The organism is uncultured Planktomarina sp., assembly GCA_943788425.1.
GTDB lineage: Bacteria > Pseudomonadota > Alphaproteobacteria > Rhodobacterales > Rhodobacteraceae > Planktomarina.
Genome location: CALSQF010000004.1, coordinates 1 through 21,800, shown reverse-complemented (window position 1 = coordinate 21,800; position 21,800 = coordinate 1). Strand labels below are relative to the sequence as shown.

Annotated in this window: 17 protein-coding genes, 1 pseudogene and 1 riboswitch; of the genes and pseudogenes, 9 read left to right on the top strand and 9 right to left on the bottom strand. The window is 54.8% G+C overall.

Translation table 11 applies throughout. From position 1 onward, the window contains the following. Positions 1 to 3 precede the first annotated feature (3 nt). Together ABLW18_RS03235 and ABLW18_RS03230 are read right to left on the bottom strand one after the other, a co-directional pair. Positions 4 to 1,647, bottom strand: coding sequence for an ATP-binding protein (locus tag ABLW18_RS03235; RefSeq protein ID WP_347823435.1), 1,644 nt, complete (start codon positions 1,645 to 1,647; stop codon positions 4 to 6). Between the two features lie 32 nt (positions 1,648 to 1,679). Then, a complete protein-coding gene (locus tag ABLW18_RS03230; RefSeq protein ID WP_347823434.1) occupies positions 1,680 to 2,381 on the bottom strand; it encodes a response regulator transcription factor in 702 nt (233 codons plus the stop codon). Between the two features lie 277 nt (positions 2,382 to 2,658). On the opposite strand from ABLW18_RS03230, the gene ABLW18_RS03225 reads away from it, so the two are divergent. Next, entirely contained in the window at positions 2,659 to 4,260 is a 1,602-nt protein-coding gene (locus tag ABLW18_RS03225; RefSeq protein WP_347823433.1) for a phosphoenolpyruvate carboxykinase, read from the top strand. Between the two features lie 29 nt (positions 4,261 to 4,289). Here ABLW18_RS03225 and ABLW18_RS03220 read toward each other — a convergent pair whose 3' ends face one another. Further along, positions 4,290 to 5,051 carry a sulfite exporter TauE/SafE family protein gene (locus ABLW18_RS03220; protein ID WP_347823432.1) on the bottom strand — a complete coding sequence of 254 codons (762 nt, stop codon included), beginning with the start codon at positions 5,049 to 5,051 and terminating at the stop codon, positions 4,290 to 4,292. Between the two features lie 162 nt (positions 5,052 to 5,213). On the opposite strand from ABLW18_RS03220, the gene ABLW18_RS03215 reads away from it, so the two are divergent. The 4 genes and pseudogenes from ABLW18_RS03215 (at position 5,214) to ABLW18_RS03200 (ending at position 10,144) form a co-directional block, all read left to right on the top strand. Continuing rightward, the gene (locus ABLW18_RS03215) at positions 5,214 to 6,872 is read left to right on the top strand and encodes an acyl-CoA dehydrogenase family protein (RefSeq protein WP_347823431.1); all 1,659 of its coding nucleotides are present in this window, start codon (positions 5,214 to 5,216) and stop codon (positions 6,870 to 6,872) included. A gap of 134 nt (positions 6,873 to 7,006) precedes the next feature. Then, a complete protein-coding gene (locus tag ABLW18_RS03210; protein WP_347823430.1) occupies positions 7,007 to 7,378 on the top strand; it encodes a hypothetical protein in 372 nt (123 codons plus the stop codon). Next, a complete protein-coding gene (locus tag ABLW18_RS03205; protein ID WP_347823429.1) occupies positions 7,375 to 8,760 on the top strand; it encodes a malonyl-CoA decarboxylase in 1,386 nt (461 codons plus the stop codon). The genes ABLW18_RS03210 and ABLW18_RS03205 overlap by 4 nt, the downstream gene beginning before the upstream one ends. Next, a pseudogene (locus ABLW18_RS03200) lies at positions 8,664 to 10,144 on the top strand (malonyl-CoA synthase). The gene ABLW18_RS03205 and the pseudogene ABLW18_RS03200 overlap by 97 nt, the downstream one beginning before the upstream one ends. Before the next feature lie 7 nt (positions 10,145 to 10,151). Here the strand turns inward: ABLW18_RS03200 and xylA are convergent. The 5 genes from xylA to ABLW18_RS03175 all read right to left on the bottom strand — a co-directional run bounded on the left by xylA (position 10,152) and on the right by ABLW18_RS03175 (position 16,264). Beyond that, the gene (gene xylA, locus ABLW18_RS03195; RefSeq protein WP_347823428.1) at positions 10,152 to 11,453 is read right to left on the bottom strand and encodes a xylose isomerase; all 1,302 of its coding nucleotides are present in this window, start codon (positions 11,451 to 11,453) and stop codon (positions 10,152 to 10,154) included. Positions 11,454 to 11,534: 81 nt separating this feature from the next. Beyond that, positions 11,535 to 12,989, bottom strand: a complete 1,455-nt coding sequence (gene xylB, locus ABLW18_RS03190; RefSeq protein ID WP_347823427.1) for a xylulokinase — start codon at positions 12,987 to 12,989, stop codon at positions 11,535 to 11,537. 3 nt (positions 12,990 to 12,992) lie between these two features. After that, the gene (locus ABLW18_RS03185) at positions 12,993 to 13,751 is read right to left on the bottom strand and encodes an ATP-binding cassette domain-containing protein (protein ID WP_347823426.1); all 759 of its coding nucleotides are present in this window, start codon (positions 13,749 to 13,751) and stop codon (positions 12,993 to 12,995) included. Positions 13,752 to 13,762: 11 nt separating this feature from the next. Further along, entirely contained in the window at positions 13,763 to 15,076 is a 1,314-nt protein-coding gene (locus ABLW18_RS03180) for a sugar ABC transporter permease (RefSeq protein ID WP_347823425.1), read from the bottom strand. Positions 15,077 to 15,235: 159 nt separating this feature from the next. Beyond that, positions 15,236 to 16,264, bottom strand: coding sequence for a substrate-binding domain-containing protein (locus ABLW18_RS03175; protein ID WP_347823424.1), 1,029 nt, complete (start codon positions 16,262 to 16,264; stop codon positions 15,236 to 15,238). Between the two features lie 218 nt (positions 16,265 to 16,482). Here ABLW18_RS03175 and ABLW18_RS03170 point away from each other — a divergent pair, with 218 nt between their 5' ends. Then, on the top strand, positions 16,483 to 17,757 hold the full coding sequence (locus ABLW18_RS03170) for an ROK family protein (RefSeq protein WP_347823423.1): 1,275 nt from the start codon (positions 16,483 to 16,485) through the stop codon (positions 17,755 to 17,757). Then, a complete protein-coding gene (locus ABLW18_RS03165; protein WP_347823422.1) occupies positions 17,754 to 19,220 on the top strand; it encodes a CRTAC1 family protein in 1,467 nt (488 codons plus the stop codon). Before ABLW18_RS03170 ends, ABLW18_RS03165 begins: the two co-directional genes overlap by 4 nt. A gap of 144 nt (positions 19,221 to 19,364) precedes the next feature. Here ABLW18_RS03165 and ABLW18_RS03160 read toward each other — a convergent pair whose 3' ends face one another. Continuing rightward, positions 19,365 to 20,702 carry a cytochrome c peroxidase gene (locus ABLW18_RS03160; protein WP_347823421.1) on the bottom strand — a complete coding sequence of 446 codons (1,338 nt, stop codon included), beginning with the start codon at positions 20,700 to 20,702 and terminating at the stop codon, positions 19,365 to 19,367. A gap of 145 nt (positions 20,703 to 20,847) precedes the next feature. Beyond that, positions 20,848 to 21,058, top strand: a riboswitch (cobalamin riboswitch). Positions 21,059 to 21,123: 65 nt separating this feature from the next. On the opposite strand from ABLW18_RS03160, the gene ABLW18_RS03155 reads away from it, so the two are divergent. Both ABLW18_RS03155 and ABLW18_RS03150 read left to right on the top strand, forming a co-directional pair. Next, positions 21,124 to 21,261: a CbtB domain-containing protein gene (locus ABLW18_RS03155; RefSeq protein ID WP_347823811.1), complete on the top strand. Its 138-nt coding sequence runs from the start codon at positions 21,124 to 21,126 to the stop codon at positions 21,259 to 21,261. 9 nt (positions 21,262 to 21,270) lie between these two features. After that, the coding region (locus ABLW18_RS03150; protein ID WP_347823420.1) for a CbtA family protein at positions 21,271 to 21,800 on the top strand (530 nt) is incomplete at its 3' end.

Below are 21,800 nucleotides of genomic sequence, written 5' to 3'. Positions count from 1 at the left end.
ACGTCAGACCGGCAGACCAAACAAAAAGCGCGCGCCAAAAGCCGGGCCCGCGCCCGGGGTCTGAACCAGCTTTGCGCGAATGACACCTGAATGGGCCGCAACAATCTTCGCAGCCTCAGCAAGACCGGTCGTGAAACCCTCGACCTCTTGCTCGCGCAATGCGGCCGGATCTCCATCCCCAAACAGGGATTGGTTCACACCTTCCGGCAACGGCGGGCCTGTGTCTTCGACAACGACCAGAACCATGCGATCTTGAATCCGCGTGCAGATCCGAATTTCATCTCCCCAGGCGCATCTTTGAATAGCATTTGACAAAAACGCAGACAAGATATCCCCCACACCCGCCGGTAGGCCTTCAATGATCACCGGCACTTTTGGCGTCAGCTGGGTCAAACCGAGACCCCGCGTCGCCGCTGCCGGGCGCAGCGCCGCCACTCGGCCCGTAATCAGTGAAATTAATTCAAACCTCTCCTTTTTGCCGATCTTGGGCTCGGGCATCTGTTTGATCGCGGAGGGCCAAGGCGCCACTGTTTGCGTCAGTGGCGCTGCCGCACGCTCCAAACGCAGCAAATCATTATCAATCACATCCAGCAGTTTTGCTGAAGCAGAAGGGTCTTGTTGAAGTCGCAAAGCCTTGATCGCAGATTTCATCGAGGCCATCAGGTTGATAATTTCACCCGCCATCTCCGCGACAGCTGCCTCCGCCTCTCGAATGCTTAAGAAAAGCCCGCTGATCGTATTGTGCAGCTCCGCAGCCAGACGACCAATACTATCTCTGCGCTGCGGCAAACTCAGCTCTGGGAGGTCCTTGGCCCTGACCCTGCGGCGCAGTTGATTGGAAAACCGTTCAAGCGACTCTGCCATGCGGTTGATCGGTCCAAACATCACACGGGCGCTCACCACCAACAGTATGATCGCAAGAGCCGCAGCCGCAAAAAGTAAGCGCAGGGCCAATTCCAAGATCATTCGCCCCGCCAGCAGATCTTGGGCCTTGACTGGATATCCAACAGCCAGGCCACCCACCATCTCCTGACGATGTTGGATTGGTATGGCGACCCAAATCTGTTCGCCAATACTCTGATTCGGAGGCGCGCGCGGTAAGGCAGGAGCGTCGATCACCGCTGCGATCACAGACTCTACCCCTTCTGTTTGATCCTGCGAAGTCATCTTCTGCAAAAAGATTTTTCGGTGAATCTCTGCCAAATGATCCAATTCGACCGGCGACTGCGGCCCGAGCCAGACGGGCCAGGCGCCAAGGGACGTGAAGGCAGATTGCGCCTTAAGGCTGTGTCCCGGCGTCAGTGTGCGCTGTTCGCCCTGCGGGCCAAAGGCGATCACCTCAATGCCATCACGCAAAGTGATGATTTTGAAAATTCCCTCGAAATCCACACCATCCGCTTGCACAAAATCCAACAGGGCGCGATATGGCAACCGCCCCTCAACCACATGGGCCAACAAAAGAGCCTCAGCCGTCAACTGCGCGCGCTTGACATCGCGGTTGTCGAGGTGGAACTGCAGCAACCAAAACGCAACCGCAGCCGGCAGCAATAGCACCAACAGATGGGACAAGGTCAGCCGGCGGGTCATCGGCGATCTCAGAACCCCCATAAACCATCGGTTTCGGCGGTATACGATGAGGTCATTCATTGCGACCATCCAATCCTCGCGACGATCGAGACTTAAGCTTCATTATATCGGTAACCGATCCCATAGAGTGTCTCAATTGCATCAAAGTTCCCGTCCACCCGTCGCATCTTTTTGCGCAGTCGCTTGAGATGGCTGTCTATTGTCCGGTCATCGACATAGACCTGATCGTCATAGGCCACATCCATCAGTTGATCGCGGCTTTTGACAAAGCCCGGTCTGACAGCCAGCGTCTTCAGCAAAGCAAATTCCGTAACAGTCAAGGCAACGGCCAGTCCACGCCAAGTCACCCCGTGGCGCATCGGGTCCATCGACAAATGGCCACGCACCATAATGGTCGTATCGTCTCCCTCCGGCGCTTGATCTTCCCCCAACACCTCCCATCGTCGCACCAGCGCGCGGATACGTTCGAGCAAGACCCGTGGCGAACATGGTTTTTTAACATAATCATCGGCCCCCATACGCAGACCTAAAACTTCGTCAATCTCATCGTCTTTCGTGGTGCAAAACATCACAGGGATGGTCGACACATGCCTCAGACGTTGCAACACATCCATGCCATCCAGACCCGGCAACTTCGTTTCCAGTACCAAAATATCAGGCAGAGACTTTGACAAAGCCTCCCATGCGGAGCACCCATCGCCATAGCATTCAACTTCAAACCCTTCAGCTTTAAGCATCAAAGAGAGGGACATCATGTGACTGCGATCATCATCGACAAGAATTATTCTTGGCATGGGTATCGTCCTCTGATCGGCTGAACGTTTTAACAGTGATATCTCTCACCACTTTCTGTAGTTTTGCCGATCTGTGCAATACGTAACCACGAATCAGCCTGCAATTCACAGCACTATGATCTGCAATTCGCTTCGATGACGTTAATTTTGCCAAGGTCAAAAAAATTATTGCGCCAAACTGCCACTGATTGCGCTAACGACAGGACCCGATACTGTTGATGGTCTACCGTGCCATGTTAAAGGCTGTTTGTAAGATGCAAGCCCTAGGAGCAATGGCATGACCAATGGACGCGTAAATCCCCAATTCACCCTCTATGATCAAGGTATCACTGGGCTGGGGACTGTCTATTACAACCTGCTGGAACCCACGCTCATCGAGCAGGCTTTGGCCCGAAAAGAGGGCCAACTTGGAAAGGGCGGCGCATTCTTAGTTTCTACCGGAAAATTCACTGGCCGATCTCCAAAAGACAAACATGTGGTCAAAACCGCCTCTGTGGCCGATAGCATTTGGTGGGAAAATAATGCCGCAATGTCTGAAGCGGGTTTTGAAGCGCTCTATGAAGATATGATCGCTCATATGCAGGGACGTGATTATTTTGTACAGGACCTCTTTGGCGGCGCCGATCCCGCCAACCGCCTCGATGTGCGCATAGTGACAGAGCTGGCTTGGCATGGGCTATTCATTCGCCATATGTTGCGCCGGCCTGACGCTGACGAGCTGGAAGAATTCACTGCAGATTGGACTGTGATAAATTGCCCCTCCTTCCAAGCGAGCCCCGAGCGCCACAATTGCCGCTCTGAGACTGTGATAGCGATGAATTTTGACCGTCGGATCATCCTTATTGGCGGCACTGAATATGCAGGTGAAAATAAGAAATCTGTCTTCTCATTGCTCAACTATTTGCTGCCCGAAAAAGGCATTATGCCAATGCATTGCTCGGCCAATCATGCCCCAGGCAACCCAGTGGACACCGCCGTTTTCTTTGGGCTTTCGGGAACGGGTAAAACCACACTTTCAGCGGACCCCTCCCGCGTCTTGATCGGCGATGACGAGCATGGCTGGTCTGATCGCGGCACCTTCAATTTTGAAGGTGGGTGCTACGCCAAAACCATCAACCTCAGTGCAGAGGCCGAACCAGAAATTTTCGCAACAACCGCGAAGTTCGGCACGGTTATTGAAAATATGGTCTATGATCCCGAAACCAAAGAGTTAGATTTCGATGATGACAGCCTGACAGCCAATATGCGCTGCGCCTATCCTCTGGAATACATCTCAAACGCCTCGCCAACAGCGCTTGGCGGGCATCCCAAAAATATCATCATGTTGACCTGTGACAGCTTTGGCGTTCTGCCACCAATTGCCCGTTTGACGCCAGCGCAGGCCATGTATCACTTTCTGTCAGGTTTCACCGCCAAAGTGGCCGGTACAGAGCGCGGCGTGACAGAGCCGCAGCCGACCTTCTCAACCTGCTTCGGCGCCCCCTTCATGCCGCGCCGTCCTGAAGTTTATGGCAACCTTCTGCGCGAAAAAATCGCCAAACATGGTGCAACCTGCTGGTTGGTGAATACCGGCTGGACAGGCGGCGCCTATGGAAAAGGCAGCCGCATGCCGATACGTGCCACCCGCCTGTTGCTCAGCGCTGCGCTCGATGGCACCCTGGCCAATGGCACATTCCGAGGCGATCCAAATTTTGGTTTTGAAGTGCCAACCTCTGTGCCGGGTGTGGCAGATCTCTTGCTCGAACCTAGACGCACATGGGAAGACAAAGAGGCCTATGACGCGCAAGCCGAAAAGCTCGTCACGATGTTCAGCGAAAATTTCAAGCAATATTTGCCGCATATTGATGATGACGTACGCGCGATTGCATTGGGCGCATAAATCGGCTCATTCCGCCGCGGAACTAAGGATCACATCACCCCGCGGCGGATCAAATTGAGGCCAGCCAAGATTAAAACGCTCAACGTCGCGATGCGAAACATATTTTGGTTGATACGATCTTGTATTTGAAACCCGATCCATATGCCCAAACAGGCAGGAACAATCGCAAAGCCGCCAAGGCCCAACGCCTGCGGCGTGGCGATACCCGAACCCAGGTGCCCAAATAACAGCAACACGGCCCCAAGGCCATAAATCGCCCCCTGCGCCCGCATTTGGGCCTGCTTTTCCAATTGATAGGCCGACAGATACATCACAGTCGGGGGACCCCAAACACCCGAAATCCCGCCGCCAATACCGGCAATAACCGCACAGACAAAGGACAAGCCCGCACCGCTGCGCCCTTGAGGTTTCCAGCCACTCAGCATCAAACTGGCGAAGCCCACAACCAAGAATCCAAGGCAGAGAAAGAACAATTCCTGTGATAGAAGCGGGACAAGCTGGGTGGTTGCCAAAAGCACCCCGTAGCCCAGCCCCAAAAACCAACGATGGTCATAAAGCGAGCGGAGCGCGGCCGTAAAACCCTGTCGGCCCGCCTGCCAACCATTGGTGACAAGCGTGGGAAGAATCAAAATACCCAGCGCCAAATCTGGTCCGACAAAAATGGTCATGCCGGTGATAAATATCATTGGCATGGCAAATCCAACAATACCCTTCACCATCCCTGCAATCACGGCTGTCGCCGCAATCAAAAGAAGTAAATCAGCAGTATATAGGCTCAAAGTCTGGGTCATAGGCGCAGCATAGCGGCACGCAATTGCCACTACACTAAAATTCGACTGCGACATAATACTTCAAAATAACATTTTCTTTTGAATGAAAGTTGTGCTGCGGTTGCAAACAACCTAGATAACTCCACAAATGCTAACGCGTGACTGCAGAAATAGGATGTGAATATGACGGCTTCGGTACTTCTCCCAAATTTGCTCTCTCTCACCGCCGAGGCACTGCCTGCGGCTGAAGCGGTCTGCGAGGCGGCGCGCATGCGCCTGCGAGATATGGTCAGTGCCGATGGCCGGATCCAAAACTCGCTGATTGAAGATCACCAGACCGCGGCGCATGGCTTCGCTTGGTTGGCCACCTATGTGCAAAGTCTCCAGCAAATGCAGCGCTGGGCCGAGGCTTTGCACGCGCAGCAAAAATTCGGTGAGACCGAACAGCTGATTCACCAAATCGCCTTTGGAGAATATCTATGTCAATTGTCCGGCGGTATTCTGATGAACCAGACAGAAGTCATTCGCTTACAAGATATGAGCCTCACCTCTGACGCCGCGGCCCCGCTCACCATCGGCGCTGCAGCCCGGCTGGCCCAGGAGGGTAACACCCAGGCGGTACGTCTGCGTCTGGTGACCCTCATGCAGGAATTGGAAGCCAATACGATCCTCGAGGCCTCTGGCTTGGACGAAGAACTTGAAATGATCCGCGAACAGTTCCGGCGCTATGCGATCGAAAAAGTCGAACCCTACGCCCATGAGTGGCACCTCAAAGATGAGTTGATCCCAATGGAAGTGATTGATGAACTGGCTGAAATGGGCGTCTTTGGTCTGACGATCCCTGAGGAATATGGCGGTTTTGGCCTTTCAAAAGCCTCAATGTGCGTGGTCAGCGAAGAATTGTCCCGCGGTTATATTGGTGTTGGCTCACTCGGCACCCGCAGCGAGATTGCGGCGGAGCTGATTATCGCCGGCGGCACGCAAGCACAGAAAGAAAAATGGTTGCCCGCATTGGCCAGTGGAGAAAAACTGCCGACAGCGGTGTTCACCGAACCCAATACCGGATCCGACCTTGGCGCCCTACGCACCCGCGCCGTCAAATCAGGTGGCGATTGGAGCGTGACGGGCAATAAAACTTGGATCACCCATGCCACGCGTACCCATGTCATGACCTTATTGGCCCGCACGGACCCAGAGACCACGGATTATAAGGGCCTTTCGATGTTTTTGGCCGAAAAAACGCCCGGCACCGATGAGGTGCCTTTTCCAAGTGAAGGCATGACCGGCGGTGAGATTGAGGTTCTGGGCTATCGCGGCATGAAGGAATATGAGCTGGCCTTTGATGGGTTCCAGGTGAAAGGGGAAAACCTTTTGGGCGGGGAAACTGGTAAAGGGTTTAAGCAGTTGATGGAAACGTTCGAAAGCGCCCGTATCCAAACCGCTGCACGCGCCGTTGGTGTGGCGCAGTCAGCGCTTGATCTGGCCTATCGTTACGCCATGGATCGCAAACAGTTTGGCAAACCCCTCATCGCCTTTCCCCGCGTGGCCAATAAATTAGCAATGATGGCAGTAGAGCTGACTGTGGCGCGGCAATTGACCTATTTCAGTGCCTTCGAAAAAGATGAAGGTCGACGCTGTGACATAGAGGCGGGCATGGCCAAACTTCTGGGGGCACGTGTCGCCTGGGCGGCCGCAGATAACGCGCTGCAAATCCATGGCGGCAATGGGTTTGCCTTGGAATATAAAATCAGCCGTGTTCTGTGCGATGCGCGAATATTGAACATCTTTGAAGGCGCAGGGGAAATTCAAGCGCAGGTCATCGCGCGGCGGCTCTTAGGGTAAAGCGGCTCACTCTCTCGGCTTCACTGGCCCTCAATTATCGTCTCACGCGCGCATGAGACCTCGGCCAGGTGCCCGTCGATTGGGGTTTGGGGCCCCTTTCAGTTTGGGCGCCGGCCGCGCAGCCGGCGGCGCGAATGTCCTTTGATGAAACAGGCGCGCGCGGCGCAATAAGCTACCCCAGCTTTTTTCAACGCAACGTCACTCTCGTGCGGATTGGCAACCTGAAAACGGGTCAGCACAGCCTCCGACAGGCGTTTTTCCACATAGAAACCGTCAAAATTTCAAGCCAACGCGAGAGCCAATCTAATATAAATTTATTGACCAAGACTGCAAAGCATGGGACTAGTTTTGATGCTGCGAGAGTGCTGCGTGGCGAGCTACGTCTGGGAAAAACTGTGATCTTAAATGTTCTGTCAATGACCACTGTGCGCACGGCTCGACAAATACCAAAGCGCCGTATTGATGTTCTCGACCGCCGCCGCCATCTGTACGGGCCGGCACAATGAGTTTCTTCAGCGAACTGGTCTCGACGCTTTTTGAGCGCCGCTATCAAAAATTCCTGTCGAAAGAGGCTGAGGGGCGTAGCACCAAGGATCTGGCCCGTGCGCTTTTGGGCAGTATTGGCGAGGTCTCTGGCATGGCCATGGCCCACACCGTTCTCGATCGTTACGCGGCGATGAATGCAGATGAAAAATTGGCCTTTTTTGAGTTCATGACCCATGAGCTGGAAATTGACCCGGAAGAGGTCATTGCCAGCCTCAAAGCCTATAAGACCAATTCGAACAAAGACACCTATCGAAGCTTTGCTATCGCCAGCGAACCAAAACGCCAAGAACTGGCCCGGCGGCTCAATCAAGTGCCTGGTGCGACGGGGCAATTGGTGCAACTGCGCAAAGACCTGCTACAGGTTATCAAGGACCGGCCCGATCTGGGGCCCTTAGATGTGGATCTCAAACACCTGTTCGCCTCCTGGTTCAACCGCGGTTTCTTGGTCTTGCGTCCGATAAATTGGAGCAGCCCCGCAGATATTTTGGAAAAAATCATTGCCTATGAGGCCGTACATGCCATCGACAGTTGGGATGACCTGCGCCGCCGGTTGAAACCTGAAGATCGGCGTTGCTTTGGATTTTTCCACCCATCCATGCCGAATGAACCACTGATTTTTGTGGAGGTTGCGTTGACGAAAGGCATTCCCAATTCTATCCAAGACCTGCTGGCAGATGAACGCGAAGCCATCAGCGCCGGAGACGCTGATACGGCCGTTTTTTATTCCATTTCCAATTGCCAGGCCGGGTTGGCCGGCATTTCCTTTGGCAATTCCTTAATCAAACAAGTGGCCGCCGACTTGGCACAGGATTTGCCGGGGCTATCCACTTTTGTCACCCTATCGCCGATCCCAAGCCTAAACCGCTGGATGAAACAGGCCGACATGCCTGAGGACATCGAAAATCAAAGCGCTTCGCTTGCAGCCTATTTTTTGCTGGAAGCTAAGACCGCGGATGGCAGCCCCTATGACCCTGTAGCACGGTTTCATCTGGGCAATGGCGCGCGCGTTCATGCGGTGCATACAGGTGCCGACACCTCGGCCAATGGCTTGGCACAGTCCAACGGAACAATGGTCAATTATCTTTACGATCTGTCAAAAATTTCTCACAATCACGAACAGTTTGTTAAAGATAAAACTGTGGTGGCCTCTGCACCCGTGCGCACGCTTTGCGCCGCGATGAGGACCAAAATAACTAGGGAAATAACATGGCCAATCCACTTTATGACGGTTTATTCGGACGCCACTTGGGGCAGGAAACTGTCTTTTTACAAATGCAAGATGGCACGACGTTCACCCATGGCCAATTTTTGCAGCAAGCGGCACAATATGCCCATGTTTTAACTGATTTTGGACTGCGCCCCGGTGACCGGGTGGCGGTGCAGATCAAAAAATCTCCACAATCCTTGGCAATCTATGCCGCCTGTGTGCAAGCCGGCCTGATATTCTTGCCACTGAACACCGCCTATACCGCCAGCGAACTGTCCTATTTTATTGAAGACAGCGGCGCGCGAGTGATCATTTGTGATCCCAAATCCCAAGAGTCTCTGGCCATGATCGCGCAGGCCAACTGGGGCGCGGCTGGAAACCATGGATGCCGCAGGACAGGGCAGTTTTGCGCAGAAGGCGGCGCCACACCCCTCTACAGTTTGCAACCGTTCCGCGTGACGCCGAAGATCTGGCTGCCTTCCTCTATACCTCCGGCACAACGGGCCGATCCAAGGGCGCCATGCTGACACAAAACAACCTTTTGTCCAATGCTGAGGTCCTGACCCGCCACTGGGCCTTTAGCGCCAGCGATGTGCTTTTGCATGCTTTGCCGATTTTTCACACGCATGGGCTGTTTGTGGCGACCAATATTGCCCTATTGTCGGGCTGCAAAATCCTCTTTGTGCCAAAATTTGACCAAGAGGCGATGATCGCTTTAATGCCACAAGCAACCTGCATGATGGGGGTGCCGACTTTTTATACCAGATTGCTTGATGATCCACGGTTCGACAGGGCGCTCTCTCAGCACATGCGGCTCTTCATCTCTGGCAGCGCACCGCTTTTGGCAGAGACCCATGAGCTGTTTGAACAACGCAGCGGTCATCGCATCCTTGAGCGCTACGGCATGACAGAAACCAATATGAGCACCTCGAACCCCTATAAGGGCGAGCGCCGCGCGGGCACAGTCGGATTTCCGCTGCCGGGCATTGAGCTGAAAATCACCGACAGCACCACAGGCAAGACACTGGCGCAAGGGGACATCGGTGAGATCGAAGTCCGCGGACCGAATGTGTTCAAAGGCTATTGGAACATGCCCGAGAAAACCGCGGAGGAGCTGCGCGGCGATGGATTTTTCATTACCGGGGATCTGGGCATGGTTGATGCCGATGGTTATGTCCATATTGTCGGACGCAATAAAGATTTGATTATCTCAGGCGGATTTAACATCTACCCCAAAGAAATCGAGACGGTGCTGGACGCGCAAGAGGGCGTTCTGGAAAGCGCCGTGATCGGTGTCCCTCATCCAGATTTTGGCGAAACCGTGCTGGCGCTCCTCGTGCCGAGTTCCGAACGCACGCCCGATCTGGAAGCTATCCAAAGCCATAGCTCAGAACAACTGGCCCGCTTTAAACTTCCCAAGAAACTGATCGTCTTGCCGCAACTGCCGCGTAACACGATGGGAAAAGTTCAAAAAAATGCCCTAAGGGATCAGTTTCGCGATTTGTTCGCCAAATCTTGATCGGCATCTACAAAAAGCGGTTCACCAGATTTTCCAAACGCTCCTGCCGGCCCGATTTTGGCTCTGGATTGATATCATCAGCCACCACCCGTGCAGAAATTTGCTCCAAATCGCTGCGCAAAAGCGCCTGACCTGCCGTGCTGTCCCAGCCGGCATAGCGCTCTGTGCGCGCGGCCTCAAGCCGGCCGTCCTCGAGCATGGCCGCTGCTGCCTTTAGCCCCGCCGCGCAAATATCCATCGCACCCACATGAGACAAAATTAAATCTTTGGGATCAATAGATTGGCGTCGCAATTTAGCATCAAAATTGGTGCCACCTGTGGTGAATCCGCCGGCCTTTAACACCTCATAATAAGCCAAAGCGGTTTCTGGCACATTGTTCGGAAATTGATCCGTATCCCAACCCGATTGGTAATCATTGCGGTTCATGTCAATGGAGCCAAAAATCCCCAAAGCGCGCGCCAGAGCCAGTTCATGCTCAAAGGAATGCCCCGCCAGGATCGCATGTCCCTGCTCAATATTTACCTTAACCTCGTGTTCCAGACCAAAGTCCTTCAAAAACCCATAGACCGTAGCAACATCATAATCATATTGGTGCTTCGTTGGCTCTTGCGGCTTGGGCTCTATCAAAATAGCGCCTTTGAAGCCAATTTTATGTTTATACTCGACCGCCATCTGTAGCATGCGCCCAGCCTGTGCTCGCTCACGCGCCAAATCCGTGTTCAGCAAAGTCTCATAGCCCTCACGGCCACCCCAAAGCACATAGTTTTCACCGCCAAGCCGTGCAGTGGCATCCATGCAGCTCTTAATCGTTGCGGCGCTATAGGCAAAAACATCAGGATCCGGGTTCGTCGCCGCCCCAGCCATAAAACGCCTGTGGGAAAACAAATTCGCAGTGCCCCATAGCAAACGGGTTTGCGAAGTCTCTATTTTCAGGGCGAAATACTCCACCATCTCTTCTAGATTGCGAGTGTTTTCGGCAAAATTGCTGCCCTCAGGACGCATATCAGCATCATGAAAGCAAAAATATGGTACACCAAGTATATCAAACATCTCAAAGGCCACATCTGCCTTGAGCTTGGCAAACGCCATCTGCGATCCGAACCAAGGCCGATCAAAGGTGCGTCCACCAAAGGGATCACCGCCCTCCCATGCGAAGGAATGCCAATAGGCCACGGCGAAGCGCAAATGCTCTTTGAGGCTTTTGCCCATGACCATTTCATCGGGGTTGTAATGGCGAAAGGCAAACTCATTGTCCGTCTGCAAGCCTTCATATTGAATTTGAGGAACTCCTTGGAAGAAATCAGTCATCGAACACCTTTTTTAGACAAGTTAATACCCAAGATTGTGCAACAGTTGCATATCTTTAGGTGGACGCAAAGACCCCAATCCTTAGCCAGCCGCAGATCCACCAAGCCCCTTCAAAGCCTGATAGGCCGCGCGGTAGGCGCTCAGACCTGCCATAAACTCATCGGTTAGCCCTGGGACGGGTTCAATCACCCGTGCGATTTTGGGCGCATAGGCCACATCGCTCACTTTGGCGCCTGTCGCCATCATCGCCAGCCGCGCCGCCCCAAAGGCGCCGCCAAAATCGCCCGCGACTGGCAGCTCTATCGGCAACCCCAGAATGGTCGCAATCGCCTGCACCCAATAGTCAGATTTTGAGCCACCCCCTACGGCGAGCAAACGCTCAATCTTTGTTCCCGTTGAGGTCAGCGCGTCAAAACTGTCTCGCACCGCATAGGTGACCCCCTCCATCACCGCCCGCGTCATGGCGATGTGATCCGTGCTGTGGTCAAGGTTTAGAAAACTGGCACGGATCACCGCATCATTATGCGGTGTGCGCTCACCCCCGAGATAGGGCAGGAACAGCGTTGAGGATGGCGCTTGGAGCGGGCCAAGCCCCGAGGTCATATCCGCAGGCGCCGCACCCAGCACGCGGCCAAACCAACTCAAAGCATCAGAGGCCGCCAAGATCACCCCCATTTGGTGCCAAGTCTTCGGCACCGCATGGCAAAAGCTATGGACCGCGCTGGCCGGATCTGGCTGATAGGCATCACTGGCAGCGAATAAGACACCAGAGGTGCCCAAGCTGACAAAAGCCTCACCACCGCGCACCACACCTACGCCGATTGCGCTGGCCGCATTGTCCCCACCGCCGCCGGCAATGACCACATCGCCCCGCATGCCAAAGCGCGCGGCAAGATCCCGGCGCAGCATTCCAGAAGCCTCAGAACCCTCCACAAGATGCGGCATCTGTGCGCGCTGCAATCCCGTCGCCGCAAGCAGGTCATCGGACCAAGCCCGCGCGCCCACGTCTAGCCAAGAGGTCCCAGCTGCATCGGACATCTCCGCCACATGCTCAGACGACAACCAAAGCCGCAGGTAATCTTTGGGCAAAAGCACCTTGGCCACTTTTGCAAAAATCTCAGGTTCCCACCGCCGCACCCAGGCCAACTTGGGCGCGGTAAAGCCAGGGAAGACGATATTGCCAGTCCGGCGACGAAATATTGGATTGCGATCCATCTCTTCAGCCTCAGCCGCAGCCCGGGTATCGTTCCACAGGATGCACGGGCGTAACACTTTATCTTGCGCATCCAGAAGCGTTGCGCCGTGCATTTGCCCAGATAGGCCAATGGCACGAACGGCGCTCAGATCGGTCTGCGCGGCCAAGGACGAAAAAACCGCCTCCGCGCCCGCAAGCCAGTCTTGCGGCGCCTGCTCTGACCAGCCCGCCTGGGGCCGGTTAACACGCAAGGGCGAAGTGGCTTCGGCACAAATAGTTTGGGCATCGTCAATGACGATGCCCTTTAAACCTGAAGTGCCAAGATCTAACCCGATATACATCAGTTAATGGGACTCTCTCGGATTCTTGCCGAGAATGATCATCGATAAAATGTCATCTTCAGTCACATCTGCAACGCGCTTCGTGCCGACCAATTGTCCATTCTTCATCACGCTGGCCCGGTCGCAGAGCTTCATGACGTTGTGAATGTCATGCTCAATTAAGAAGATGCCCAGACCTTGCTTTTTCAACTCTTGAATAAGCTCCGCCACCATTTCACTCTCTTGCGGGCCAAGCGCCGCCGTGGGCTCATCCATAATCAAGATTTTGGCGTCAAAATATACCGCGCGCGCAATCGCAACCGATTGCCGCTGTCCACCAGATAGGGCGGACACAGGTTCGGCGAATTTGGTGAAATTCGGATTGAGACGGCTCATGATTTTGCGTGTCTCAGCTTCCATCTTGCTGTCGTCCAAAAACCCACCCGGACCGATAATCTCACGCCCCAAAAACAGATTAGACGCCGCATCAAGGTTATCGGCCAAAGCCAGCGTTTGGTAGATAGTTTCAATATTGTGCCCACGCGCGTCACGGGGATTGTTGATCACCACTTTCTTGCCATTGATATATACATCGCCGGCGTCGGCCTTATAGGCGCCGGAGAGGCATTTAATCAAAGTGGATTTGCCGGCGCCATTGTGGCCCAAAAGCCCAACCACCTCACCGGGATAGAGATCAACGCTGACCCGATCTACCGCTTTGATGCCGCCGAATGCGATCGAGATATCCTTCAACTCGACCAGAGGAGTGCCTGAATTGCTCATTATTTGTCTCCTCACTTCACGCGTTTATTGTAGAGAATATCGAGATAGACAGCGAACACGAGCACCATCCCCACCACGATCCGTTGAATAGCGCTGTCAAATCCGATGAGCACCATTCCTGATTGCAAGCTTTGCATGACCAAAGCCCCCAAAATTGCACCATAGATTTTACCAACCCCACCGGCCAGCGAAGTCCCGCCAATCACCGCGGCGGCAATCACGTAAAGCTCGTCAAGCGTGCCCAATGCGTTGGTTGCGGAATTGAGGCGCGCCGAAGCGATGATCGCTGCAATAGCGGTCAATGTGCCCATCAAGGCGAAAACCTTGAGCGTCACCCAGCGGGTATCAATCCCTGCCAAGGCCGCTGCCTCCGGGTTGCCGCCGATGGCAAAAACATAGCGACCAAACCGGGTGCGCGTGACCAAAATTGTCATAGCAACACCAACGGCAATCAGGATCAAAACCGGAATGGCAAAGCCGTGAGAGATAAAGGTGCCTTCGAGGTCTTGCCCGATCTTGGCGCCATATTGGCGCACAATACCCTTGGGCCAGGGATAAGAATTGACCAGCATCACAGCACCGATGATCGTAGCCCATCCGACAAGCGTTAAGAAGGCTTCAGCCCAAAGCGGGCGTAGGCGGAAATTGTGAAGCACCCGCGCCTTGCGGCCCGAATAGATAATATAGGCCACGCCGATACAGGCCAGTATCCCAACAAGCCAACTGCCGGTCGCGCCAACAGCGCCGTAGGGACCACCGCCCAGAAGTGCAAACTTGCTGTCCACCGGCGAGATCGTCCGGCCACCAGCCGATAAAAACGCCATGCCACGCCAGACCATCAAGCCGCCCAGCGTCACGATAAAGGCAGGAATTTCGCGATAGGCGATCAACCACCCATGCAGCGCCCCGATTAACGTGCCAACGATCAGGCCGCAGATCACCGCGATAATCCAGATCGACCAATGACCCAGCCCCACAAGATGCGGCAAAACCTCCACCTGCAGCAGACCCATAGACATCGCGATCACCCCAATCATCGATCCCACCGAGAGGTCAATGTTGCGCGTTACAATCACCAGCACCATGCCGGTGGCCATGATGCCAATGGAAGAGGTTTGCACCGACAAATTCCAAAGGTTGCGCGGCGTCAAAAACGCTCCAAAATTATTGAAGATCACACCATAAAGGTGAAATCCTCCCCAAATCAGCGCCAGTGCGCCCAGCATGCCCAGTAGGCGGGTATCTATCTCAGTGTCGCTCAAAAAGCGCGCAATCAAACCCTGCGGGCTTTTGGTTGCGGCCTTTGATGTCGAAGTATCAGTCATGGGGGATCCAAAATGGCTATAGGCGCAGGTCTGATCAACATGGAGCCAGCGCGCAGACGACGTCTCACAAGGCTACTCGAACATGTCCAAATCAATTGGCCAAAGAATAAAAGGAGGGGCGCCGACCCAGATATGGATCGGCGCCACAGATCTTAGAGCTTAGTTACAGCCGTCTACACCTGGCAAAGCACCGGCACAGGCCTGCTCTTTGCTGATGTGACCGCCATTGATCGCAACGCTAAGGTTATCGCGTGTCAAAGGTGTTGGGTCGAGCAAGATTGCATTGATTGCAATACCTTTTTCGCCACCAGAAAACTTGGTTGCACCTTCGATGGAATCCATGGATGCGCCAGCAGCCAAAGCAGAGGCAATCTCACCGGCCGCTTTACCCAGATCGCGGGCATCTTTCCAAACGGACACAGTTTGCGTGCCGCGTGCAACGCGGTTGATCGCTGCCAAGTCACCGTCTTGACCACCCACTGGGATCACAAGACCCTGCGCGGAAAGCGCTGCGACAACACCGCCGGCCATACCGTCATTTTCTGACAGAACCGCGTCGACGTTATTGTCATTGGCTGTCAGGATCTGCTCCATGTTTTTCTGAGCATTTTCTGGCTTCCACCCGTCGGAGAAAGATTCACCAACGATTTTGATCTTGCCCGCGTCAACATCTGCGCCGATGACTTCCATCATACCTTGCAGCAAGAACAACGCGTTTGGATCGCCTGGATCACCCTTGATGATCGCATAGTTGCCAGTTGGCTGAACAGCTTGCACAGACTTCGCGATGATGCGGCCAACGCCGATATTGTCGAATGTCAGGTAGAAAGTGCGGTCGTCTTCGATCAAACGGTCATAACCGATCACAGGGATGCCTTCGTTTGCAGCCGCTTCAATAGCAGGTGCAATAGCGTCTTTATCCCAAGCGTTGATAACCAAAGCGTCGACGCCCTGTGTGATCAGCGCTTCAATATCGGTCAACTGTTTGGCAGATGATGATTCCGCATCTGCGGAGACATATGTGTTGCCAGCCGCTTCAATGGCTGCAACCATGGCTGCCTCGTCGATTTTCCAACGCTCTTCTTGGAAACTTGCCCAAGACACGCCGATGGCCATTCCGTCTGCCAAAGCAGCGGACCCTGTAAAACCAGCTGCCGCAACTGCGGCTGCGATGATTAGCTTATTCATTGTCGTCCTCCCAAAAATTTAGCCCGACCGAGCGGTCGCCAGATGCGGGCCACTTGGGCATACTGCGCGATTAAATTCAGTTGTCAAATTAAAATTTACTGTTTTTACCGGAGGAAATGTGTAAAATGGCAAATATCAGCTAGGTCAATCGCAAATAAATACAGGTTTTGCGGCATTGCTGAAAGAATTTGGTAGCCTATAGTTCAAAGGGTGAATTTATGTTTGAAGATGGGTTTCACTCAGAAATCGAATCAGCTGCGTTGGCAACCGGCTATGGGCCGATTCTTCGCAACTCGGGGCGCGAAGCGTTCTCACTGCGCCAACAAATCTTTGAACAGGTCCGTGCCAGTGGCCGAATCGCCCGTGCCACCATCGCCCGAAGCCTCAATGTCAGCCCGGGTTCTGTTACTGCACTCACCGCTGAATTGATCGCTGATGGTTTCCTGAGAGAGGTCGAAGGCGCCGCTCGCGAAACCAGCCGGGGCCGTCCCCCGGTCGCGCTGGAAGTGGTGCCCGAAGCGCTGCGCGTGGTTGGAGTGAAACTCTCTGACGAAACCCACACCGCGGTCTTAACCGATCTGGCGGGAAATCTATTGGCCAGCGCCGCCCTCGGCAGCACAACAGACAAAAAAACGGCAACAGACCTCCTGAAAGATACCGAAAACCTTATGGCCCAGCTTTGCACCGCGGCAGAGATCCCCATGGATACGATTTCTGCCATTGGCGTTGGAATTTCTGGGATCGTCGATTTCGAATCCGGCATGGTCGCCTGGTCACCGCTGCTGCAAAACGCCGATGTGCCGCTGGGTCAGATCCTTGCCGATCATTTTGAAACCCCGGTCCGCATCGATAATGACGCCAATGTTTTGACCCTTGCCGAATTATGGTTCGGCGCGGGACGCGCGTTGAGCAACTTCGTGGTGGTCACGGTTGAAAATGGCGTTGGAATGGGCTTTGTCAGCGACAACCAATTGTTTCGCGGCGCCCATGGAATGGGGTTAGAACTTGGCCATATGAAAGTGCAGCTCGATGGCGCACTCTGCCGATGCGGTCAACGCGGATGTTTGGAGGCCTATTTGGCCGACTACGCGCTCGCCCGCGAAGCCTCTACAGTATTTGGATTGTCGCCAGAAACGCCACATAACCTGCCAGATGCGCTCAAATCGCTCTACGAGAAGGCCGCCAGCAGTGATCCGCAAATTCGCACCATTTTCAAACGCGCAGGCCGGTATCTGGCAGTCGCTTTGTCCAATATTATCCATCTGTTCGACCCTGAACTGATTATTTTGTCGGGCCAATTGATGCGCTATGATTTTCTGAATGCCAAAGAGATGCAGGCGGAAATGCGCGCGCTGGCGCTCTATCACAGCCGCCACGAGACACGGGTCGAGGTGCAAACTTGGGGCGATATGGTTTGGGCCCGCGGCGCAACAGCCCTTGCTTTGACCGAATTGACCCGAACTGTCATTGTCGAAGGGCGCCAAAAGCCATGAAATCGCTTTGGATCATTCTATGTCTACTCGCCGGAGTCGGACAGGCCGAGCCGCTGTTTCGCGAGCTCTCGCACCGCTTGCCTGAGCACCGCTATTTGGGGGGGTGGAACCATTTTGTCGGCGGCGGCCTGTCAGTCATGGACTGCAATGATGATGCGCTGCCCGATATCTTTGCGGCCGGCGGCACGGGGCCAGCCGGCCTGTTTATCAATCAAGCCAATTTTACGTTTGCTGCCGGAGCCTTACCCGATATCCACGCCAGTACAGGCGCCTATCCTATAGACATCGATGCCGATGGTTTTATGGATCTATTCGTGCTGCGCATTGGTCAAAATATGATCCTGAAGGGGGGACCAGATTGCAGCTTCACGCAGGCCACAGCCGAATTCGCCCTCCCGCCTGCCGATCAATGGTCGACGGCCTTTAGCGCCTGGTGGGCCGATGACGCCCGCCCGCATATGGCCGTGGGCAATTATGTGGATTTGAAAAACCCCGAGGGTCCGTTTTTCGCATGTGACACCCATGAACTTCTGGCGCCGCACGCCGATGGGTATCACTCTACCCCGCTGGGGCCAGGGTTTTGCAGCCTGTCGATGCTGGCGACCAAAGATGCCACCGGCGCGCTGCGCCTGCGCATCTCAAATGACCGACAATACTATGTGCGTGGCGGATATGAGCAAATGTGGGATCTCGCAGAGCGCCGGTTTCTGGATGCGTCAGACGGGTGGGAAAAAATCTCTATCTGGGGCATGGGCATTGCCAGCCGCGACATCACCGGCGATCAGCGCGAAGAGGTCATGCTCACCTCCATGGGCGACCAGCTGCTGCAAATAGCCCAGCCCGATGGTACCTATACCAACGCGCCCTTTTCCATCGGAACCTATGCGCATCGCCCCTATTTTGGCGATGACGGCCGCCCTTCAACCGGCTGGCATGCGCAATTTGGCGATCTGAACAATGACGGGCGCGCCGATTTATTCATCTCCAAAGGCAATGTCGATCAAATGCCGTCCAATGCGATCATGGATCCCAATAATCTTTTGATGCAGCAAGCGGATGGAACCTTCCAAGAGATGGGCCAATCTGCCGGGTTGGCCAGTACAGAACGCGGTCGCGGGGCTGCGCTGGTGGATTTTGACGGTGATGGTCGGCTTGATGTGCTGGTGCTTAACCGCCGCGCGCCCTTGCAAATTTACCGCAACGAAACCCCAGATGCCGGTCATTGGCTGGCGGTCTCACTGATTCAACCGGGGGGCAATCGTCATGCGATCGGCGCCAGTGTCACCGTCAACGGAGACATGCAGCGCGCAATCATCGGTGGGGGACATGTAGGCGGTCAAGCCAGTCCGCTGCATTTCGGCCTCGGCGACGCGACACAGGCAGAGATCACCGTCGAATGGCCGAGCGGGCAAATCACCCATCACACAGCCACGGCCGATCAAATTGTCACGCTAAGCCCATAACAACTTATGACTGCAAGCGATGCGTGAGCGGCAGTGCCGAAGATTTGATCAGCACAAGAGTCAACGAAGCGTCCAATATCTCCATAAAAAATCTCTGCGCAACAGAACTTTGGCGCAAACAATCGCTCTATACTGCAATATTTCCTAAGGGCTTGGCACTGGCAAGCCGCTTGGCACCGCTTTGGGCACTCCGAGCCGGCCCGCAGCCATCGCAGGGTCGGTTAAGCTGTGCAAAAAGGCTATGATATCAGACACATCTTGCGCCTCAAGCGTCACAGGCTCCACTTCAACCGCGGCTGAGATCGCCGCTACCTCGGACGGATCATCCATGATCCGCCAATCGGCCGCTTCAAATTCTGGCAACACGACGCCGCTGCGATCATAGCTCCGCAGGGCCGCGCGCGGATCCGCATGGGCCGCCACAAAGCGGGCAAGATCCCCAAAGGCTCCGGAATGCCCCCAAGGGCCCGTCAGCGCGACATTGCGCAACGAAGGCGTGCGAAAGGCAAACCGATCGGCTTCCTGCCCAGTCACGCGGAACCGCCCCTCATCGCGTGCGTGACGCTCAAAACGCGCCGCCTTGCCCGGACCAAGCTGCGGTTGGCCCATGGCATGAAAATCAAAATCAGTCAAAAGGGGTCCACTGTGACAGGCCGCGCATCCCGCTGCGCCATAAAACAACTCAAGCCCGCGCACTTGCGCGCCCGAAAAGCTGCCTTCACCCGCCAACAGCCCATCAAAGGGCGCGGTATCTGAGCGCCATTCAAATTCCATAAAGGCTGCAATGGCATTGGATATATCGGTAAAACCAATATCGTCCGGCGCTGTCACATCGGGATAGACCGCCACAAAGCGCGCTGCATAGTCCGGCACGGCGGCCACGCGTTGGGCGATCAAGTCCCACGCTCCGCCCTCGCCCGTAAGCGTGCCGCGCCGCACAGCTTGAGAGATTTCATTTTCCGAGTAATGCCCCGCCATTTCGTCACCTGAAAGCACGGGGAACATGGTTTGCGCTGAAATAATCGACGCAAAGCCGCCCACCATTTCCTCTTCGAGCGGTGTGCGCAGACCCGACGGCCGGGTTGCGTCAACCTCCACCCGCCCATCGTGGAACAATACGGTCATTTGCTCGGCGCCAAGGTTGAATAAGGGCTGCGCATTGCGCGGCACCCGTTGCTCGGGCGGGTTTTTCGGGTCCACCACACGGTTTAGACCAAGCCCCATGCCGCCATCTCCCAAAGACAAAGACAAGCCATCACCCGTTCCAAAGGCGGGATGGTGGCAGGTTGCGCAAGCCACCTCTTTATTGCCAGACAGCAGAGGATCGTAAAACAGGAGCTGTCCCAACTGCGCCTCTTCAAAGCGCACAGGGCGAAAATCCGCGTCCGTAAGGGGCGGCGGTAAATCCGCAGCCCGAGCTCCAGACACCACAACAATGCCCATAGCCATACTCATGGCAAACCTGAAAACCAATCCGCGCATTCCAACCTCTTCCGCTCTTATTGCGGACAATGGAGCAGTCCAAGCAAAATGAAAACCCATCGGTTCATAGTTCGGCCAAGATCACAAATGCCGATACTCTACGCTGTGACGTCGCAAACGATCTTGACGACTCCCATCAAGCAAGCCACAGATGGCTGTGTAAGGTGTTCGTTGGATGCAAAGCATTCGGAACTGAAACGGGAATTTGGTGCGGGTGACCCATATCGGGACCCAAAACCAAAGCCGCCCCCGCGACTGTAAGCGGTTTGGGTCTGTCATATGCCACTGGGAAACCGGGAAGGAGACAGATCATCATGCCGCCAGCCAGGAGACCGGCCTACATGATCAGTAACCTCCTGTCGGGTGTGACAGGATTAGGAGAGACAAAATGACAACACAAAGCAAAGCAATTGCAGCTTCCATGCCGGCCACAGCGGGCATCACTTTGGCCTTTATTACAGGGCTCGCCCTGCTGATGGCTTCTGGCTATGCGCAGGCCAATGCGCTGCATGATGCAGCCCATGACGGGCGTCATGCCATGGCATTTCCCTGCCACTAAGCTAAATTCATGACAAAAAACCTGTTTGTCAGCGCGATCTTTGCGGGCATCGCTGCTGGGTTATTGGCCTCAGCACTTCAGTTCACATTCGTGATTCCGGTGCTTTTGGAAGGCGAGCTTTATGAGACCGGAGCGCGCGTGCATTTTGGCACGGACGGATCCCCGCAGAGCGATCGCGGTGCGCCAACTTTGGCGGGGGATTGGCTGCGCCACTCCATGACAGTGGCGTTCAACATTGTGACCTACACGGGCTACGGGCTTTTACTGGCTGCGATGATCAGCTTCGCGACTCTCAAGGGCATCACAACCACCGCCAGACAGGGTTTAATCTGGGGGCTATGCGGCTATATCGCAGTGCAGTTGGCGCCGGCGATCGGCCTGCCTCCTGAGCTGCCCGGCACCATTGCAGCTGAGGTGGGACAACGGCAGTTGTGGTGGATCAGCACAATTCTAGCGAGCGCTGCGGGACTTGGCATGATTGCCTTTGGACGCAGCTATCTGCCGCTGGCAGGCGTTGTTTTGATGGCGATTCCACACCT

Bases quoted from the DNA above. Each gene is read 5' to 3' on its own strand.
- ABLW18_RS03215 (WP_347823431.1), top strand. From the start codon at position 5,214: ATGACGGCTTCGGTACTTCTCCCAAATTTGCTCTCTCTCACCGCCGAG.
- ABLW18_RS03180 (WP_347823425.1), bottom strand. From the start codon at position 15,076: ATGACTGATACTTCGACATCAAAGGCCGCAACCAAAAGCCCGCAGGGT.
- ABLW18_RS03160 (WP_347823421.1), bottom strand. From the start codon at position 20,702: ATGCGCGGATTGGTTTTCAGGTTTGCCATGAGTATGGCTATGGGCATT.
- xylB (WP_347823427.1), bottom strand. From the start codon at position 12,989: ATGTATATCGGGTTAGATCTTGGCACTTCAGGTTTAAAGGGCATCGTC.
- xylA (WP_347823428.1), bottom strand. From the start codon at position 11,453: ATGACTGATTTCTTCCAAGGAGTTCCTCAAATTCAATATGAAGGCTTG.
- ABLW18_RS03230 (WP_347823434.1), bottom strand. From the start codon at position 2,381: ATGCCAAGAATAATTCTTGTCGATGATGATCGCAGTCACATGATGTCC.
- ABLW18_RS03210 (WP_347823430.1), top strand. From the start codon at position 7,007: ATGTCCTTTGATGAAACAGGCGCGCGCGGCGCAATAAGCTACCCCAGC.
- ABLW18_RS03185 (WP_347823426.1), bottom strand. From the start codon at position 13,751: ATGAGCAATTCAGGCACTCCTCTGGTCGAGTTGAAGGATATCTCGATC.
- ABLW18_RS03235 (WP_347823435.1), bottom strand. From the start codon at position 1,647: ATGAATGACCTCATCGTATACCGCCGAAACCGATGGTTTATGGGGGTT.
- ABLW18_RS03175 (WP_347823424.1), bottom strand. From the start codon at position 16,264: ATGAATAAGCTAATCATCGCAGCCGCAGTTGCGGCAGCTGGTTTTACA.
- ABLW18_RS03155 (WP_347823811.1), top strand. From the start codon at position 21,124: ATGCCGGCCACAGCGGGCATCACTTTGGCCTTTATTACAGGGCTCGCC.
- ABLW18_RS03165 (WP_347823422.1), top strand. From the start codon at position 17,754: ATGAAATCGCTTTGGATCATTCTATGTCTACTCGCCGGAGTCGGACAG.
- ABLW18_RS03205 (WP_347823429.1), top strand. From the start codon at position 7,375: ATGAGTTTCTTCAGCGAACTGGTCTCGACGCTTTTTGAGCGCCGCTAT.
- ABLW18_RS03170 (WP_347823423.1), top strand. From the start codon at position 16,483: ATGTTTGAAGATGGGTTTCACTCAGAAATCGAATCAGCTGCGTTGGCA.
- ABLW18_RS03225 (WP_347823433.1), top strand. From the start codon at position 2,659: ATGACCAATGGACGCGTAAATCCCCAATTCACCCTCTATGATCAAGGT.
- ABLW18_RS03220 (WP_347823432.1), bottom strand. From the start codon at position 5,051: ATGACCCAGACTTTGAGCCTATATACTGCTGATTTACTTCTTTTGATT.